Origin of the sequence: Streptomyces sp. NPDC008139 (genome assembly GCF_042957025.1) — a bacterium.
Classification (GTDB): domain Bacteria; phylum Actinomycetota; class Actinomycetes; order Streptomycetales; family Streptomycetaceae; genus Actinacidiphila.
The window spans coordinates 88674-104889 of record NZ_JBIBHM010000003.1; the positions used below are offsets into that span (position 1 = coordinate 88674).

A 16216-nucleotide genomic window follows, 5' to 3' on the forward strand; every position below is an offset into this window, starting at 1 on the left:
CGCGGGACGCGGGTCAGGCGCCGGAGGTGTGGCGGCGCAGCGTCAGCAGGTCGCGGATGGTGTCCACGGCGCCCTGCGCGTCGTCTACGGTGACCGTGAAGCGGCGACCACTGCCGAGGTCGATGACCAGGCCCTGGCCACGGCGGACGACGACCGCGGTGCCCTCCTCGGGGCGCCAGCGGTAACCCCAGCCGCCCCAGTTGCGCGGGCTGACCAGGGGCGCGAGCTGGGCGCCGCTGACCTGCTCCAGCGGGATACGGCGGCGCGGCACTCCGATGTGGCCGCAGCGCACGTCGACCGCGTCGTGGTCGACCCGAACCCTGACGTGCGTGAAGGCGACGGTGCCGAACAGCACCAGCAGTCCGACGGCCACGCAGCCCACCACGGACATCACCAGCGGGGCCAGGCCCGAGGCGGCGTCGGGGCCTTCCACGGCCAGCTCGATGCCCAGCGCCATGCAGGCGGCACCGCAGGCGGCGAGCACCCATTGCATGCGGTTACGGGCCCGCCCCGTCCAGACCTGGGGCGCGCCGCTCTCCGGCCGAGGAGGGTGCGTCATGCTGTGAAGGATACGGGGATACCCACCAGAAGGCAGCCCTATGCACTCAGGCGGTGGCGGGTGTCACCAATGAGGCGCCTTCGGCGTACGCCAGCGCCGCCGCGGGGAGCGGGGCCGACCGGCCGTTGAGGACGACCTCGATCCGGCCGCCGCCGGTCGCCCGGGCGGCGGACCCCGCACGGCGCAGTGCCTGCGCGGCGACGGCGTCCGCCGAGCCGTACAGCACGGCGCCGGGGACGGCCGCGGCGATCCGGTCGGCGACGAGTTCGTAGTGCGTGCAGCCGAGCACGATGGCCCGCGCTCCGGCGGGGGTCAGCGCCGCGGCGGCGGCGACCGCGGCGGCCACGGCCACGGTGTCGCCGTGCTGCACGGCGTCCGCGAGACCGGGGCAGGGCACCTCGGTGATGTGCGCGCCGTTGCCGAAATCCGCGATCAGTCCGCGCTGGTACGCGCTGCCCGTCGTCGCGGGTGTCGCCCAGATCGCGAGGGAGCCGCCGGCCGCCGCCGCGGGCTTGATCGCGGGCACGGTGCCGACGACCGGCACGGCAGGTTCGAAGGCGGCCCGCAGCGCGGGCAGCGCGTGCACGGTCGCGGTGTTGCAGGCGACGATCAGCGCGTCGGGCCGGTGCGCGACCGCGGCCCGCGCGCACTCCAGCGCCCGCCCGGTCACGTCGTCCGCGCCGCGCGGACCCCACGGCATTCCCTCGGGGTCGGACGACAGCACCAGATCCGCGTCCGCCCGCAGCCGCCGTACGGCCGCCGCCGCCGCGAGCAGTCCGATCCCGGAGTCCACCAGTGCGATCTTCACCCCGCCACTCTAGCGACGCCCCCCGCCCCGCCGCCCGCGTCACCACCCACGGGCCGTCCATGCCCCGATGCCGGCCCCCGAACCCCCGACCGCCGACCGCCGCGCGGCCGTCAGCGGTCGGGGGTTCGGTCCGCTTCGAGTAGGGCGGGGCGCGCCGGGCGGCTGGGGACCGCGTCCATACGGAGGGGGCCATGGCCGCAGCCCGGACCGGAGCTGTCGCCGCCGCAGGCGGTTGGTACCGCCGTCGCCGCGCGGCCGTCAGCGGTCGGGGGATCCGCGGTCGGGGAGGGCGGGGCGCGGCGGGTGGCGGGGGGTGGGTGCGGCAGACTGCGGGGCGTGACGGTGTTGATGGTGATCGCAGGGGTGTCGTTGCTGGCCTGGGTGTGGCTGGTGGTCGGGCAGGGGGGATTCTGGCGGACCGATGTGCGGCTGCCGCGGCGGGGCGCGCTGGACGAGTGGCCGTCGATCGCGATCGTCGTGCCCGCGCGGGACGAGGCGGAGGTGATCGGGGTGAGCCTGCCGTCGCTGCTGGCCCAGGAGTATCCGGGGCACGCCGAGGTCTTCCTGATCGACGACGGCAGCACCGACGGCACCGGGGACCTGGCCCACGCGCTGCACGACAGGCACGGAGGTCTGCCGCTGACGGTCTCCTCTCCCGGCGAGCCGCCGCCCGGCTGGACGGGCAAGCTGTGGGCGGTACGGCACGGCATCACGCTGGCCGCCGAGCGCGGCGGCCCCGACTACCTGCTGCTGACGGACGCCGACATCGCCCACCGGCCGGACAGTCTGCGCGAGTTGACGGCCGCCGCGGTCTCCTGCGACCTCGACATGGTCTCGCTCATGGCACGCCTGCGCGTGGAGACGGGCTGGGAGAAGCTCATCGTCCCGGCCTTCGTGTACTTCTTCGCGCAGCTCTACCCCTTCCGCTGGATCAACAAGGCCCGCTCCCGTACGGCCGCCGCCGCGGGCGGCTGCGTGCTGATCCGCGCGTCGGCCGTGGCCGCCGCCCGCGTGCCCGACTCCATCCGGCAGTCGGTGATCGACGACGTGGCGCTCGCCCGCGCGGTGAAGCGTTCGGGCGGCAGGATCTGGCTCGGGCTCGCCGAACGCGTGGACAGCGTGCGGCCCTACCCGGACCTGGGCGAGCTGTGGCGGATGGTCTCGCGCAGCGCGTACGCGCAACTCCGGCACAATCCGGCGGTGTTGCTCGGCACGGTGCTGGGGCTCGCGCTGATCTATCTCGTGCCGCCGCTCGCGGCGGTCGGCGGCGCGATCGCCGGGGCCTGGCCGCTGTGCGCGCTGGGGCTCGCGGCGTGGGCGGCGATGGCGGCCAGTTACGTACCGATGCTGCGGTACTACGGCCAGCCGTGGTGGCTGGCGCCGACCCTGCCGTACACGGCGGCGCTGTATCTGCTGATGACCGTCGACTCGGCGGTCGAGCACTACCGCGGCCGGGGCGCGGCCTGGAAGGGTCGCACCTACGCGCGGCCCGACGCCTCCGTTTAGAGCGCGCGGCGTCCAGCCCGTCGGCACGGAGCCCGTCGAGACCCGCGCCAAGTCCGTTCAGTCACACCTCACTTGCGGCCCGGCGTCCAGTTCAGACCCCAGCCGTACGCGTAGTCCGTCGTGCGCTGCGGGCTCACGCCGCGCCTGGGCACCAGATAGCGCGCCTCGCGCCGTACGACGAGGTCGTCGCCCTCGCGGACCAGCAGCGCGAGGGCGCAGACGTTGGACTGCACGGTGCACTCGTCGAGGACGAAGTCGACCGGGGCGCCGTACTGCGGCTGGAGCGTGACGGTGGCGTGCAGTCCCGCGAAGCTGCGGGCGCCTTCGTAGATCGTCACGAAGACGAGGATCCGCCGGAAGTGGGCGGTGTGGTCGAGGTTGACGGTCAGATTCTCGCCGGACGCGCTGCCGCCGGTGCGGTCGTCGCCGTCGAGCAGGATGAACGGCGGCTGGTAGAGCGAGCCGAAGGCGTTGCCGAGGGCCTGCACCACGCCCTTGCTGCCGTCGGAGAGTTCGAAGAGCGCGCACAGGTCGAGATCGACGCCGCCGCCCTTGCGGAACCGCCCGCCGCGGGCCGAGTCGACCCGCCAGCTCAGATTGACCCGCAACGCGCCCGTGGCGCCGCCCTGTTTGGTGAGCGAGACCGCTGGCGCGTCCTTCGTGAGCGTGACCTTGGACAGCCGTACGGGCGCGGGCGCCGACGGCGGAACGGGCGGCGCCATCGGAGCGGGCGGTACGACGGGTACGACAACGGTCGGCTCCACAGCGACGGCACGCGTCGCCTCGGGCAGAGGGTCGGACATGGAATCGGACATGGGCTCGGGTACGGGATCGGGCATCACCTCCGGCAGCCGCTCCGGCAGTTGATCCGCCCGCAGCCCGTACGCGGCGCCCAGCCCCGCGAGCCCGGAGCCGTACCCCTGCCCGATCGCCCGGAATTTCCAGCCGCCGCCGCGCCGGTAACACTCGCCGAGGACGTACGCCGTCTCCGTGGTCGCGCCCTCGCAGTCGAAGCGCGCGACCTCCGCTCCCCCGTCGGTGACGCGCAGCCGCAGTCCGGGGATCCGGCCGAAGGTGCCGCCGTCGGAGCGGGCGACGATCAGCACGGAGGTGACGGCCGTTTCGACGGACGTGAGGTCAACCGAAAGAGTGTCAGTGACCGTGCCTGCGGCCGGGTCCGGGCCCGGCGTTCCGCCAGCCGCGTAGCGCACCGCGCCGGAGGGGTGCACGGGTGCGGCGGCGTGCACCAGATCGTCCGCATCGCGGGCCCCGGTGTCCGCCACGAGCAGCGCGCAGACGTCGGCGCGCGGGATGCCCGTACCCGCCCGCCTGGTGAATTCCACCTGGAGGACCGCCGTGGGCAGCGGCATGTTCTCGCCCTTGCGCAGCGTCATCGGATGCCCCCTCGCACGTGCGCCGAGACGTCCGGTAACACCAAGGACGCACGGCTTTTACCTGATCACATCATGAGACGCTGACCGTTTTCCCCGGATTCGCTCATATTGGGGACAGGACCGCGCAACACGCAGCGCAAACAACCCGCTAATCGGTCTCCCCAACGACCACATCGTGGGCTTAACTTATGGCTCATGAGCTCCCCCCGCGGTTCTTATGGTGGCGGCTACAGCGGCTACTACCCCTCGTCCTCGTCCTTCCCGGACACTCCGATCTACGACAGCCTCGTGGCCGAGCGAGGCACACCGCAGATCGCCCCCATCCGCGTGCCGTCCTACACCCCGTACGAGACAGGCACCGGATACAGCGGCTACCCCGGCAGCAACCTTCCCGCGCTGCCCGCGCTCCCGGCTCTGCCGTCGGGGCCGTCGGCCCCCACGCCGCAGTACACCCAGCCGCAGCCCGCCGCGCAGAACGGCTACCCGACGCCCGCGTACCAGCCGCCGCCCGCGCCGTACATCCCCCAGCAGACCGCCGCTCCGCGCGGCGGCTTCAACGGGAACGCCTTCAACGGCGGCAACGGCGGCGCTTTCAACGGCGGCGGCTCCAACGGGGCGGGCACCGGCAACGGTTACAGCAACGGCGGCGGGTACCCGGCGCAGCCGCCGCAGCCCTCCCCTTCCGGCTACGAGGCCGCGCGGCCGGTGCCGCCGCGTCCCGTGCCGCCGCGGCAGGCGCCCGGCGGCCACCCGGAGGAGCAGTATCCGCGGCGCAACCTCGGCCAGGGTGTTCCCCCGGCCGCCGGAGGCGGTTACTACCAGGGCTGATCAGGTACCTCCTGGGCCGATCGGCCCGGCACGTGTGCTGGCAGGATGGCGGTATGACCTCGACCGTCCTCAGCGCGCTGCACATCTACCCGGTCAAGTCGCTGCGTGGAATCAGCATGCGGACAGCGGTCGTGGAGCCGTGGGGGCTCACCGCTGACCGCCGTTGGATGCTGGTCGACCGCGAGCGGGGCAAGGCCGTGACACAGCGGGAACAGCCGCGCATGGCGCTGCTGGCCGCCGAACCCGTGGGGGGTGGCGGTCTGCGGCTGACCGGTCCCGGGCTGCCGCCCCTCGATGTCGCGGTGCCTGAGCCGGGTCCGCTGGAGACGGTGACGCTCTTCGCCCACAAGATCGAGGTCGTGCCCGCTGGGCAGGCGGCCGACGACTGGTTCAGCGGCTATCTCGGCCGCCCGGTGCGGCTGATGCACATGGACGACCCCGCGGTCCGGCGGCCGGTCGACCCCGGTTTCTCCGCGCCGGGCGACATGGTCAGCCTCGCCGACGGCTTTCCGCTGCTGGTGACCACGACCGCCTCGCTCGCCGCCCTCAACTCGCTGATCGCGCGGGGCGAGCGGGCCGAGGAGGGCCCGCTGCCGATGAACCGCTTCAGGCCGAACGCGGTCGTGGACGGTACCGAGGCGTGGGCCGAGGACGACTGGCGGCGGGTACGGATCGGCGAGGTCACCTTCCGCGTCCCCAAGCCCTGCGGGCGGTGCGTGATCACCACCACCGACCAGGGCAGCGCCGGACGCGGCAAGGAGCCGCTGCACACCCTCGGGAAGTACCGCAGGATCGGTTCAAGTCTCGTTTTCGGCCAGAATCTGATCCCCGAGAACCCCGGAACCCTACGGGTCGGCGACCCGTTGACCATCGTGGAGTAACGCGTCGCCGCGGCGCTCCCGCGACCCCCGCGGATCCACACGCATGAGTCGCGCCGTTTGCGGTAGTTGAACGGGTGTGAAGGGGGTTCCGTCCATGAATCGCCAGAGTCGGCAGCGTCACCGCACGCGGCTCAGGAAGCTCGGCTGGCGGTGGCGGCGCAATCCGCTGCGGCGCCGCTCCGATCTCGTCGAGGCATGGCTCGGTGTGGCCACCGTGGTGCTGCTGTGCGCGACCCCCGCGCTCGGCTGGTGGGCGGGCAGTTCGGTGGACCGGGCGCTCCAGCGGGTGGTGCGCACCGAGAACGCGCAGCGGCGGCTGGTCCCCGCCACCGTGCTGGATCCGCCGGACACGACGATGCCCGTGGTCGCCGACAAGGTCGGCACCGCCGATCCGCGCCGCGGCGATCTGCTGCGCTGGAAGTCCCCGGACGGCAAATCCGTCTACAGCGCGACGGTGCCCGGCGACATCGAGGTCTGGCGCAAGGGCGGTATCTGGCTGTGGACGGACCGCTCGGGCGAACTGGTCGCGCCACCGCTGGATTCGGCCACCGCCGCCACGCACTCCGTACTGGCGGGCACCGCGGCCGCGACGTCCGCCGCCGGATTCCTCATGATCGTACGGCAGTTGGTGATGTGGCGGCTGATGAGCCGCCGGCTGACGGGCTGGGAGCGGGACTGGGCCCGCGTCGGCCAGGACTGGGGCCGCGCGGGAGCGGGCGGCTGAGCGGCGCGACGACCGGGCGGGACCGCGGGCGGACCGGTGTTCGTCAACAGCCGCCTTCCACGCACGCTACGGTGGGTCCCCGGTCAGCAGATGCAAGAGGTGGGGGCACAGCAGCCCGATGGCACATGGCGTGGTCCAGGTGACCAATCCGAACAGCTCGCGGTGGCGCCGCCGCACGGGCGAGTACGAGTCCCTGGCCGCCGCGGTCGAAGCGGCGGCGGACGGTGACATCCTCTCGGTGAGTTCAGGCACTTACCGGGAGAATCTGGTGCTGGACCGCGCGGTGACACTGCGCTGCGCCGATGGCGCGGGGACGGTACGGATCGCCCCGGCCTCGGGCGTGGCGCTGACCGTACGGGCCGCCGCGACCGTCCAGGACCTCGTGGTCGAGGGCCAGGACATCTCGGCCGCCGCGCTGCTCGTCGAGGCGTGCGCGCCCGAGTTGACGGGCCTGCGGATCAACACCCGTTCCGCCGTGGGCCTTGAGGTGCGCGACGGCGCCCGGCCCACGGTGCGGCAGTGCACGGTGGACAATCCGGGCGGCCTCGGGATCAGCGTGCTGGACGCCGCGGGCGGGCTGTTCGAGGAGTGCGAGGTGGTCGCCGCGGGCCAGAGCGGGATCGCCGTACGCGGCGGAGCCGCGCCGCGCCTCGAGCGCTGCCGGGTGCACAACACCTCGGGTTCGGGCCTCTCGGTGACCGGCGAGGGCAGCGCCCTGGAGGCGGTGGGCTGCGAGGTCTACGAGATCCGCGGCAGCGGTGTGCAGGTCTCCGCGCGCGCCTCCGCGCACTTCACCGACTGCCAGGTGCACCGCACGACCGGCGACGGGATCTCGCTGGACACCGACGGGGTGCTGGCGATGGCCGACTGCGACATCCACGACATCCCGGAGAACGCGGTCGACCTGCGGGCGCGTTCGGTGCTGACGCTGACTCGCTGCCAGGTCCGCCGCTTCGGCCGCAACGGCCTGTCGGTGTGGGACCCGGGCACCCGCGTGGACGCCAACCAGTGCGAGATCCACGACAGTACGGGCGACTACCCGGCGGTCTGGGTGAGCGACGGCGCCGTGGCCATACTGGATTCCTGCCGGGTCCACGACGTGCCGGACGCGCTCTTCGTCCTGGACCGGGGCTCGCGCGCCGATGTCGTGGACACCGACTTCTCGCAGATCCGCAACACCGCGGTGTCGGTGAGCGACGGCGCGAACGTCCAGCTCGACGACTGCCGGATCCGGGAGGCCGCCACCGGTGCCTGGTTCCGCGACCACGGCAGCGGCGGCACTCTCGCGCAGGTCACCATCGACGACACCGCGACCGGGGTGATCGTCACCAAGGGCGCCGACCCGGCGCTCGACCGCTGCACGGTCACCAACGCGGCCGAGTCCGGCATCTACGTCTCGGCCGAGGGCCGCGGCACCTTCACCGCCGTCCGGGTCACCGGCAGCCGCGGCTACGGCTTCCACATCATCGACGGCTGCCGGTCCACGCTGACCCGCTGCCGTACCGAGCGCTGCGCGCGCGGCGGTTACGAATTCGCCGAGCCGGGCCCGGTCACCGAGGACTGCACCAGCGACCGGGCGGCGACGGAGGCCGATCCGGTGCCGGTGCCCTCGGGCGCCGCGACCGTGCAGCAGGCCGCGGCGACACAGTCGTACGGGCTGCTCGGCGGTGTTCCGGAGCAGCGCCCGGTGGCCGAGACCGCGCCGCCCGAGCAGGTCGCGCGGGACAGCGACGACGTGCTCGGCGACCTGGACGCGCTGGTCGGCCTGGACAGCGTCAAGCGCGAGGTGCGCACGCTGATCGACCTGATCGCGGTCGGCCGCCGCCGCCAGGAGGCCGGGCTGAAGGCGCCCTCCCTCCGCCGCCACCTGGTCTTCACCGGCTCCCCCGGCACCGGCAAGACCACGGTGGCCCGGCTGTACGGGGAGATCCTGGCGTCACTCGGTGTGCTCCAACGCGGCCATCTCGTCGAGGTGGCGCGGGTGGACCTGGTGGGCGAGCACATCGGGTCGACGGCGATCCGTACCCAGGAGGCGTTCGAACGCGCCCGCGGCGGTGTGCTGTTCATCGACGAGGCGTACGCGCTGGCCCCCGAGGACTCCGGGCGGGACTTCGGGCGCGAGGCGATCGACACGCTGGTGAAGCTGATGGAGGACCACCGGGACGCGGTGGTGGTGATCGTCGCCGGGTACACCGCGGAGATGGAGCGCTTCCTCGCCTCCAACCCCGGTGTGGCGTCGCGTTTCTCACGGACCATCACCTTTGGCGACTACACCGCGGAGGAGCTGCTGCGGATCGTGGAGTCGCAGGTCCTGGAGCAGGAGTACCAACTCGCGGACGACGCGGGCGAGGCGCTGCTGAAGTACTTCACGGCGATCCCGAAGGGGCCGGGGTTCGGCAACGGCCGCGCGGCCCGGCAGACGTTCGAGGCGATGGTCGAGCGGCACGCGGGACGGCTGGCGCAGGTCGAGGAACCCACGCACGAGGAGCTCCAGTTGCTCTACCCGGAGGATCTGCCAGAGCTGCCCTGAACGGGCAGCGAGGTCGGCGCCGGGGCGGACCGTACGGCCCGCTCCGGTCCTGACCGCGCCAACTCGGCGAGCAGCGCCGTGCGTTCCTCGGCGAAGGCCGGGTCGGCCTGGAAGTCCGAGTGCCCGAGCACCGGTTCCGGCAGCGGGTGGTACAGACTGCGGCCGTACGCGACGGGGTCGAGCAGCGGACCCCGGTCGACGTACGGCGCGGCCGAACTGCGGCGCTTGTCCTGTGCGTTGGAGCGGCCGCCGAGGCGGACCGGGCCGCCGATCGGGTCGGTGCGGCGCCACAGATTGCGCCAGGCGTGCATGTCGTCGTGCAGCGCGCGCAGCCGGTCGGGCCCGAAGTGGGCGGGGAACCAGCGGCCGTAGAGCCGGGCCAGCGGACAGCCGTAGGTGAGCAGGGCGACGCGGGCGCGGGTGGCCGGGTCGAGCTGCCAGACCGCGGCGGCGGCAAGGACGCTGCCCTGCGAGTGGCCGGACAGGATGATCCGGCCGCCGGTGCGCCGCGTCCAGGTCTGGATCCGCCAGCTCAGGTCGGGCACCGCGCGCTCGGCGTAGCAGGGCGGCGCGAAGGGGTGCGCGGCGCGCGGCCAGAAGGTGCCGACGTCCCACAGGATGCCGACCGTACGGCGCGCGGAGGCGTCGCGGTACGCCCGCCGGCCCAGCGCGATCAGCGCCACCACTCCGGCGCCGACCATCCAGGAGCCGAGCGCCTGCGCGGTGCCGGCGACCGCGTCGAGGACGCCCGGCGCCCCGGCGGCGGTCTCCCCCGGTGTGCCGCCCGAGCGCAGGGCGCCCACGAGAGCCCCGGCCCCCAGGGCGAACGACGCCGCGCACACCACGGCGATCAGCATCGGCGCGCTGTCGGTCAGCCCGGCGCGGGCGAGGGTCCCGGCGATCTGCCGGGTCCTGGTCCTGTGGTGCGGCTCGTCCGGGTACATCCGCTCGACCTCCGCGCGCAGCTCCCGCTCCCGGCGCCGCAGCCGCCACATCACCACGGCGGCGCACAGCATGAGCACCGCGAGGACGGCGGGGATCACGGACGCCTCCCAGGTCAGCACGGCGGGCGGCCCGGCCAGCGAGCTGCCCTTCTCGCCGGGCGTCGGACCCCGGTCCAGCCAGTCCGCGCACCGCTGCGCCACCCCGCCGGTCAGCACTCCGCCCATCGCACAGGCCAGCAGCGCGACGGCGGGCCCGGCGAGCCCGCGCAGCGCGACCCCGCGGTCGGCGGGCAGGTCATCGGGCGCGTCGTCAGGCACGTCGTCACGCACGTCGTCAGGCACGTCCTCAGGTGAATCGTCGGGCGCGTCGGCGGACCCGCGAGGGGCCGCGGACGTCGGCGCGTACTCCGGCGGAGGCGAGCGGTGCAGGAGCAGCGCCGTCACCGCGAGCGCGGCGATCAGCGCGCCCTGGAGCACGGTGAGCGCGGTGAACGTCTGCGCGGCGGGCAGCCGTCCGGCGGAGGTCCAGCCGGGCCGGTGCCAGGCGCCGTAGACGACGGCCGCGGTCAGGGCCGCCGCCGTGCCGTTGAGCAGGACCCGCGTGGTGAGCCGGTCGGTGGTGTCGTCCACGTCGTTCTCGGTACGGCGGGCCCGGCACGCGGCGACGACGGCCGCCGTGCCGAGGACCGCGAGCAGCCCGGCGAGCGTCCAGCCGGCCGCCGGGAGCGCCCGCCCGCCGTGCCCGTGGTCGTAGCGCAGGGCCGGGACGCACAGGGCGGCGGCGACGGTGAGCAGGCCGGCGGCGGTGTGGGCGGTGCGCAGCCGGGCGACGGACCGGCGGCCGTACCAGAAGCCGGGCAGCGCGAGGGCGGGGGTGCCGGAGCCGGGCGGCGGGGCCTGCCGGTCGTTCGGGCGCTGCGACTCGTACGCGTACCAGGTGCGGTGGGACAGCCACCACAGCAGGCAGGTCAGGGCGAGCGGTGCGGTGGAGGCCAGGGCGAGGCGGCGGCCGGGCTCGCTCCACCAGCCGCCGCGCTCGACGGCCGCGAAGCCGAGCCACGCCTTGTCGCGGGCGCAGGCGGCCCGGCCCGCGCACTGCCACGCGACGATGTCGAGGGCGACTTCGCAGGCGGCGGCGACCAGCAGCACGGTGAGGGTCAGCGCGATCAGCCGGACGAGGACGTCGTAGGCGCGGCGCAGCCGGTGCCGGGTGGACGGCGGCCGCATCCAGTGCGCCAGGTTGGCGATCATGAACGGCAGGAGCAGCAGCCACAGCGCGCGGCTGCCGTTGCCCGAGGTGAGGTTGGACCAGCAGTACGCCTCGGCCACCGGGCCGTCGCGGTGCTCCTCGGGGTGCTCCTCGGCGTCGGCGTCGCGGACGCGGCGGTGTATCCCGGCGATGTCGTCGCCCGCGACGCAGACGATGCGGGAGTCGTCGAGCATGAGGGCGGGGGTGGTGCCGCCGACTCCGTGGACGAGGAGTTCCAGCGCGAGCGTCTCGCACGTACCGGCTTCGGGTCCGGTGTTCGCCTCGGGGTCCGCTTCGGCTCTCGCCTCCGCTTCCGCCGCCCGCGCGTCCGTTCCGCCTCCCGCTCCCGCTCCCGTTTGTGGTGACACTGCGTCCCCCGTCCCTCGCTGTTCCCTCCGGTGGTGCCCGCCCGGCCGGCGGGCAGCCGCCAGGCCCGGCAGCCGTGCCGTAATCGTGATGTCGACGGTCGGAAGTCGTACCGGTCCGGTCACCTGACGTACACGCGATGTCGCCGCTCATGGAAAGATGACCGCAGCACGTCGGTGGACGGCATCGCGGACAACGAGACGGACGGGACGGGGTCACGGGTGAGCGACAACCAGAACCTGCTCGCGGAGCAGCGGCGGGCCCTGATCCTCGACGAGGTGCGGCGGCGCGGCGGTGTCCGGGTCAACGAGCTGACGCGGCGGCTGAACGTCTCCGACATGACGGTGCGGCGCGATCTCGACGCGCTGGCCCGGCAGGGCGTCGTGGAGAAGGTGCACGGCGGCGCGGTGCCGGTCGTCGAGGCCAGCAGCCACGAGCCGGGCTTCGAGGCGAAGTCGGCGCTTGAGCTGGGCGCGAAGGAGGCCATCGCGCGGGCGGCGGCGACCCTGGTCACGCCGGGCAGCGCCATCGCGCTCGCGGGCGGCACGACCACCTTCGCGCTGGCCCACCATCTGCTGGACGTGCCGGATCTGACCGTGGTCACCAACTCGGTGCGGGTCGCGGACGTCTTCCAGTCGGGGCAGCGGCGGACCGGCGCCCACAGCGGCGAGGCGAGCGCGACCGTGGTCATCACCGGTGGTGTGCGCACCCCGTCGGAGACGCTGGTCGGCCCTGTCGCGGACCGGGCGATCCAGTCCCTCCACTTCGACCTGCTCTTCCTCGGCGTGCACGGCATCTCCGTGGAGGCGGGCCTGTCGACGCCGAATCTCGCGGAGGCCGAGACCAACCGGCAGTTCGTACGGTCCGCCCGCCGCGTCGTGGTGATCGCCGACCACACCAAGTGGGGCACGGTGGGCCTGAGTTCCTTCGCCTCGCTGGAGGACGTGGACACTCTCGTGACGGACGCGGGCATTCCCGAGGTGCTGCGCGCGGAGATCGCCGAGCACCTGTCGGAGCTGATGGTCGCCGAGGAGCCGGAGGGCTCGACGGGCGCGGCCGACAACTGACCACCCGGCCAAGGGCGTTCAGGACCTCTGCTCAGGCCGGCCACGGACTCGGCTCAGGTCGTCCAGGACCTCGGCTCAGGCCGTCCAGCGGCTCAGCGGTATTCGGCGAAGCGTGCACGCACGGCGAGGAGCACCAGCAGACCGGCCGCGCCGAGCGCGCCCGCCGGGATCTGGGGCCAGGCCGCCAGATCGTCGTGGGCGGCCCTCGCGTGCGTGTCGAAGTCGTCGAGCTGGCGGCCCGCGAGAACGTCCAGGGTGGTGGCGAAGTCCCAGAAGTCGAAGGCCACGTCACCGCGTCCGACATTGGTCAGGACGACCGCGGCCTCGTCCGTCCTGCCCCGCGACTTCAGTGACCGCAGCCGCTTGTCGTCGGCGAGGAAGTGGCGGTAGCGGGTGAGAACGTCCTCGTACGCGGCGCGTTCGGCCGCGGTGGCGTATCCGTCGGGGCTGAGCAGTCCGTCGAGTTGCTTGACCAGACCGTCGAACTGCCGCTGATCGGCGACCCCGTAGGCCGCGTCGTGGACGAACCAACGGCTCTCGCTCGCGGCGGCCTGCGCGGCGGTGGCGCGGGCCTCGGCCAGCCGGGACCAGGGGCGCAGCCCTTCGCGGCCGGCGGCGGTCACGGCGTCGGCGGACGAGGTGAGGGCGAGGGTACCCACGAGGGTGACGAGCAGCGCGGCGGCGGTGGCCGCGACCAGCGCCAGGTTGAACAACCGCCGGTAGTCGGTGGCCAGTTCCCACTGCCACCACAGGAGGAAGCCGAGCGTCAGCAGGCCGACGACACCGATGACCAGGGCCCAGCACAGGGCGGCCGAGTGGGCCGCGGACTCCAACTGCGCCGCCTTCGCCTCGTACCCGGCGGACAACTCCGTGGCCTCGGGCAGGAGCTGGTCGTGCATGATCTGCCCGGCCTGGACGTTCATGGCCACGGCGCGCGGCGGCGGGTGGCCCGCGGTGCGGTCGGGCTGCTGTTCGTCCACGTACGCGGCCCGGCCGCTGAGGTCGTCGTAACGGCCGAGCCCGTCGAGCAGGTCCCGCACCCGGACGCTCTGCGAGCGGTCGGCGGCGAGCTGCCGCAGCAGATCGCTGATTTCGGCGCGCCGCTGCTGCGCGGTGATCAGCGCGATGAGCTGGTTGCCGACCTCGACCTGTGCGTCGGTGGCGGATCGGCCCGGCGCGAGGGTGTCGGCCCGCTGGGCGTCCAGGTCGGCCAGGGCGAAGCGCAACTGACCCGCCACGGCGGCCCGTTGGGTCACCGCGTCCCGCAGCCCCGCGGTGTCGGACCGTACGCCGATCGCCCCGGCGACCGCGACGGCGCACAGCGCGGCCAGCAGCGCCAGCGCCGTCACGGCCCTGGCGCCGAGCCGCCGCGGCCCGGCCTTCCCCCGTCGAAGGCCGCGCCGCGGCGCGCGTATCGTCTCCAGTTGCCTGACCGTTAGGGCCACCACCGCCGGCGGGTCGCCCGCCGGGGGCCGCGTCACCTGAGACGTCGTCATGCGGCGACGCTAGGCGCGTCCCGCGAAACCCCGGTGGCCCCGGAGCGACCGCCCGGTGTCCGGCCCGTAACAGAACTGCCGCGAAAGGTACGTGCGACCGCGAACCGGCCGCGCGGGCGCCCAGGAGTTCAGCGCGGCCCGCGCGTCGTGGTCTTCCCCGTCTTCCCCGGAGCACGGCCGCCGCCGCTCCCCTCCCCGTCACCCTCGGTCGGGGATTCCGGCTGCCACAGCGGGTGTTCCTCCTTGATCCACCAGCGCGGTACGTAACCGGTGCGCAGGCCGCGCCGCGCCTCGGGGTCCTTGCTGGCGAACCAGACGTGTCCGGTGATCCCGGCGGCCAGCAGGAGCGCCAGCCAGTCGTGCACGAAGGTGGCGCCGGTGCGGTAGAGCAGCGGGGACATCCGGGGGAACCACATGATCAGCCCGCTGCCGGTCATCACCAGCACCGCGCCGACGCTGAAGGCGGCGAAGAGCTTCTGGCCCGCGTTGAACTTGCCCGCCAGGCTCGGCTCGCGCCTGCGGGTGCGCAGCGCGGCCCGCAGCCAGCGCCAGTCGTGCGGGAAGAACCGGCCGAGCCCGCTCGCGTCCCGGCGGAAGGCGCGCGAGGCCAGTCCCAGGATCACCGGTACCGGGAGCAGGATGCCGGACCACTCGTGGACGGTGACGACCAGCCGTCTGCGGCCGACGATCTCCGACAGCGGCGGGAAGTACAGACAGGCGGCGGTGAACACGCACACGCCCATCAGCCAGGCCAGTGAGCGGTGCACCCAGGTCTCGGCGCGGGTGAAGCGGCGCAGCCCGGTGACGGCCCGCGCCTCACGTAGTCGGGTCATCATGGCGGCCGTTCGACTTGCCGACCCATCCGTCCACGTCATAGCCGTAGTGCTCCCAGTAGCCGGGTTCGACGTCCTTGGTGACCGTGATTCCGGACAGCCACTTGGCGGACTTGTAGAAGTACATGGGCGCGGCGTAGAGCCGTACGGGGCCGCCGTGCGCGTCGGTGACGGGCTTGTCGTTCATGGTGAGGGCCACCAGCATGTCGGGCCGCCTGGCCTGCTCCATGGTGAGGCTCTCGGTGTAGACGCCGTCGAAGCAGTTGAAGCGGATCGCTCCGCCCTCGGCCTGGACGCCCGCCGCGTCGAGCAGGGTGGACAGCCGCACCCCGGAGAAGGCGGTGCTCGGCACCCGCCAGCCGGTGACGCACTGCACATCGTGCACCATCCGCACCTGCGGCAGCGCCCGCAGATCGGCGAGGCGGTACGAGACGGGCTTGTCGACGAGGCCGCCGACGGTCAGCCGGTAGTCGTTCTCGCCCCGGTGCGGGATGGAGTTGGACACCGAGTAGAAGCGGAAACCGCCGCCGCCGGGCAGCAGTCCGGTCACCCCGGTGGGGTCCTTGGCGCTGACCGACGCCAGGATCGTGTCGAGCCTGCCCTGGACGGCGCTGCCCACGCCGACGCCGACGGCGCCGAGTCCCAGCATGCCGAGGATGACTCGGCGCCCCACGGGGGCGCCGCGCCCTTCCGATTCCGCGCCTTCCGGGGAGTCCGGAGCGTCCTGTGAGTCCGGAGCGTCCTGTGAGTCCGGGGTGTCCCACGGTTTGGGGGTGTCCGGCGTTCTGGGGGTGTCCGGCGAATTCGGGGTGTCCGGGACTGCCGACGGCGGAAGCGGTTCCGGTGACCTCACCGGGTGGGACGTGCTGTCTTCCATTCCTCGATTCGAGCACGCCGGAGGCCCGCTGGCCAGGGTCGGCGGGCCTCCGTCAGAGTTTCGTCACATCCGGGTCCGTTTATCCGCGTCCGCTGTGCGTTCCGCGAGGTCGCGGCGGGTGCGGGTGCGGGGCCGTGCGGCGGCTGTGCCACCA

Annotated in this window: 13 protein-coding genes; 6 read left to right on the top strand and 7 right to left on the bottom strand. The window is 73.6% G+C overall.

Annotation, left to right across the window (positions count from 1 at the left end):
- Positions 1-13: 13 nt before the first annotated feature.
- Together ACFZBB_RS06995 and ACFZBB_RS07000 are read right to left on the bottom strand one after the other, a co-directional pair.
- On the bottom strand, positions 14-559 hold the full coding sequence (locus ACFZBB_RS06995) for a hypothetical protein (RefSeq protein WP_391118636.1): 546 nt from the start codon (positions 557-559) through the stop codon (positions 14-16).
- 46 nt (positions 560-605) lie between these two features.
- The gene (locus ACFZBB_RS07000; RefSeq protein ID WP_391118638.1) at positions 606-1367 is read right to left on the bottom strand and encodes an aspartate/glutamate racemase family protein; all 762 of its coding nucleotides are present in this window, start codon (positions 1365-1367) and stop codon (positions 606-608) included.
- Between the two features lie 348 nt (positions 1368-1715).
- Here ACFZBB_RS07000 and ACFZBB_RS07005 point away from each other — a divergent pair, with 348 nt between their 5' ends.
- Positions 1716-2873: a glycosyltransferase gene (locus ACFZBB_RS07005; RefSeq protein WP_391119280.1), complete on the top strand. Its 1158-nt coding sequence runs from the start codon at positions 1716-1718 to the stop codon at positions 2871-2873.
- A 68-nt stretch (positions 2874-2941) separates the two neighbouring features.
- Here ACFZBB_RS07005 and ACFZBB_RS07010 read toward each other — a convergent pair whose 3' ends face one another.
- Positions 2942-4267, bottom strand: coding sequence for a TerD family protein (locus tag ACFZBB_RS07010; protein ID WP_391118640.1), 1326 nt, complete (start codon positions 4265-4267; stop codon positions 2942-2944).
- A gap of 195 nt (positions 4268-4462) precedes the next feature.
- On the opposite strand from ACFZBB_RS07010, the gene ACFZBB_RS07015 reads away from it, so the two are divergent.
- The 4 genes from ACFZBB_RS07015 (at position 4463) to ACFZBB_RS07030 (ending at position 9230) form a co-directional block, all read left to right on the top strand.
- Positions 4463-5095 carry a DUF6643 family protein gene (locus tag ACFZBB_RS07015; protein WP_391118642.1) on the top strand — a complete coding sequence of 211 codons (633 nt, stop codon included), beginning with the start codon at positions 4463-4465 and terminating at the stop codon, positions 5093-5095.
- 53 nt (positions 5096-5148) lie between these two features.
- Positions 5149-5976, top strand: a complete 828-nt coding sequence (locus tag ACFZBB_RS07020) for an MOSC N-terminal beta barrel domain-containing protein (protein ID WP_391118644.1) — start codon at positions 5149-5151, stop codon at positions 5974-5976.
- Between the two features lie 94 nt (positions 5977-6070).
- Positions 6071-6700 (top strand): hypothetical protein, encoded by a 630-nt coding sequence (locus tag ACFZBB_RS07025; protein ID WP_391118646.1) that lies wholly within the window; start codon positions 6071-6073, stop codon positions 6698-6700.
- 118 nt (positions 6701-6818) lie between these two features.
- A complete protein-coding gene (locus ACFZBB_RS07030) occupies positions 6819-9230 on the top strand; it encodes a right-handed parallel beta-helix repeat-containing protein (protein WP_355343896.1) in 2412 nt (803 codons plus the stop codon).
- On the opposite strand, the gene ACFZBB_RS07035 is transcribed toward ACFZBB_RS07030, so the two are convergent.
- On the bottom strand, positions 9200-11791 hold the full coding sequence (locus tag ACFZBB_RS07035) for a hypothetical protein (RefSeq protein ID WP_391118648.1): 2592 nt from the start codon (positions 11789-11791) through the stop codon (positions 9200-9202). The two genes, ACFZBB_RS07030 and ACFZBB_RS07035, sit on opposite strands and share 31 nt — an antisense overlap.
- 219 nt (positions 11792-12010) lie before the next feature.
- Between ACFZBB_RS07035 and ACFZBB_RS07040 the strand changes: the two genes are divergently transcribed.
- The gene (locus ACFZBB_RS07040) at positions 12011-12856 is read left to right on the top strand and encodes a DeoR/GlpR family DNA-binding transcription regulator (RefSeq protein ID WP_188286022.1); all 846 of its coding nucleotides are present in this window, start codon (positions 12011-12013) and stop codon (positions 12854-12856) included.
- 92 nt (positions 12857-12948) lie between these two features.
- Here ACFZBB_RS07040 and ACFZBB_RS07045 read toward each other — a convergent pair whose 3' ends face one another.
- From ACFZBB_RS07045 to ACFZBB_RS07055, 3 genes are all read right to left on the bottom strand, one after another.
- Positions 12949-14352, bottom strand: coding sequence for a hypothetical protein (locus ACFZBB_RS07045; protein ID WP_391118650.1), 1404 nt, complete (start codon positions 14350-14352; stop codon positions 12949-12951).
- A gap of 128 nt (positions 14353-14480) precedes the next feature.
- Positions 14481-15188, bottom strand: a complete 708-nt coding sequence (locus tag ACFZBB_RS07050) for a cytochrome b/b6 domain-containing protein (protein ID WP_391118652.1) — start codon at positions 15186-15188, stop codon at positions 14481-14483.
- Positions 15169-15858, bottom strand: a complete 690-nt coding sequence (locus ACFZBB_RS07055; RefSeq protein WP_391118654.1) for a molybdopterin-dependent oxidoreductase — start codon at positions 15856-15858, stop codon at positions 15169-15171. Before ACFZBB_RS07055 ends, ACFZBB_RS07050 begins: the two co-directional genes overlap by 20 nt.
- Between the last annotated feature and the right edge of the window lie 358 nt (positions 15859-16216).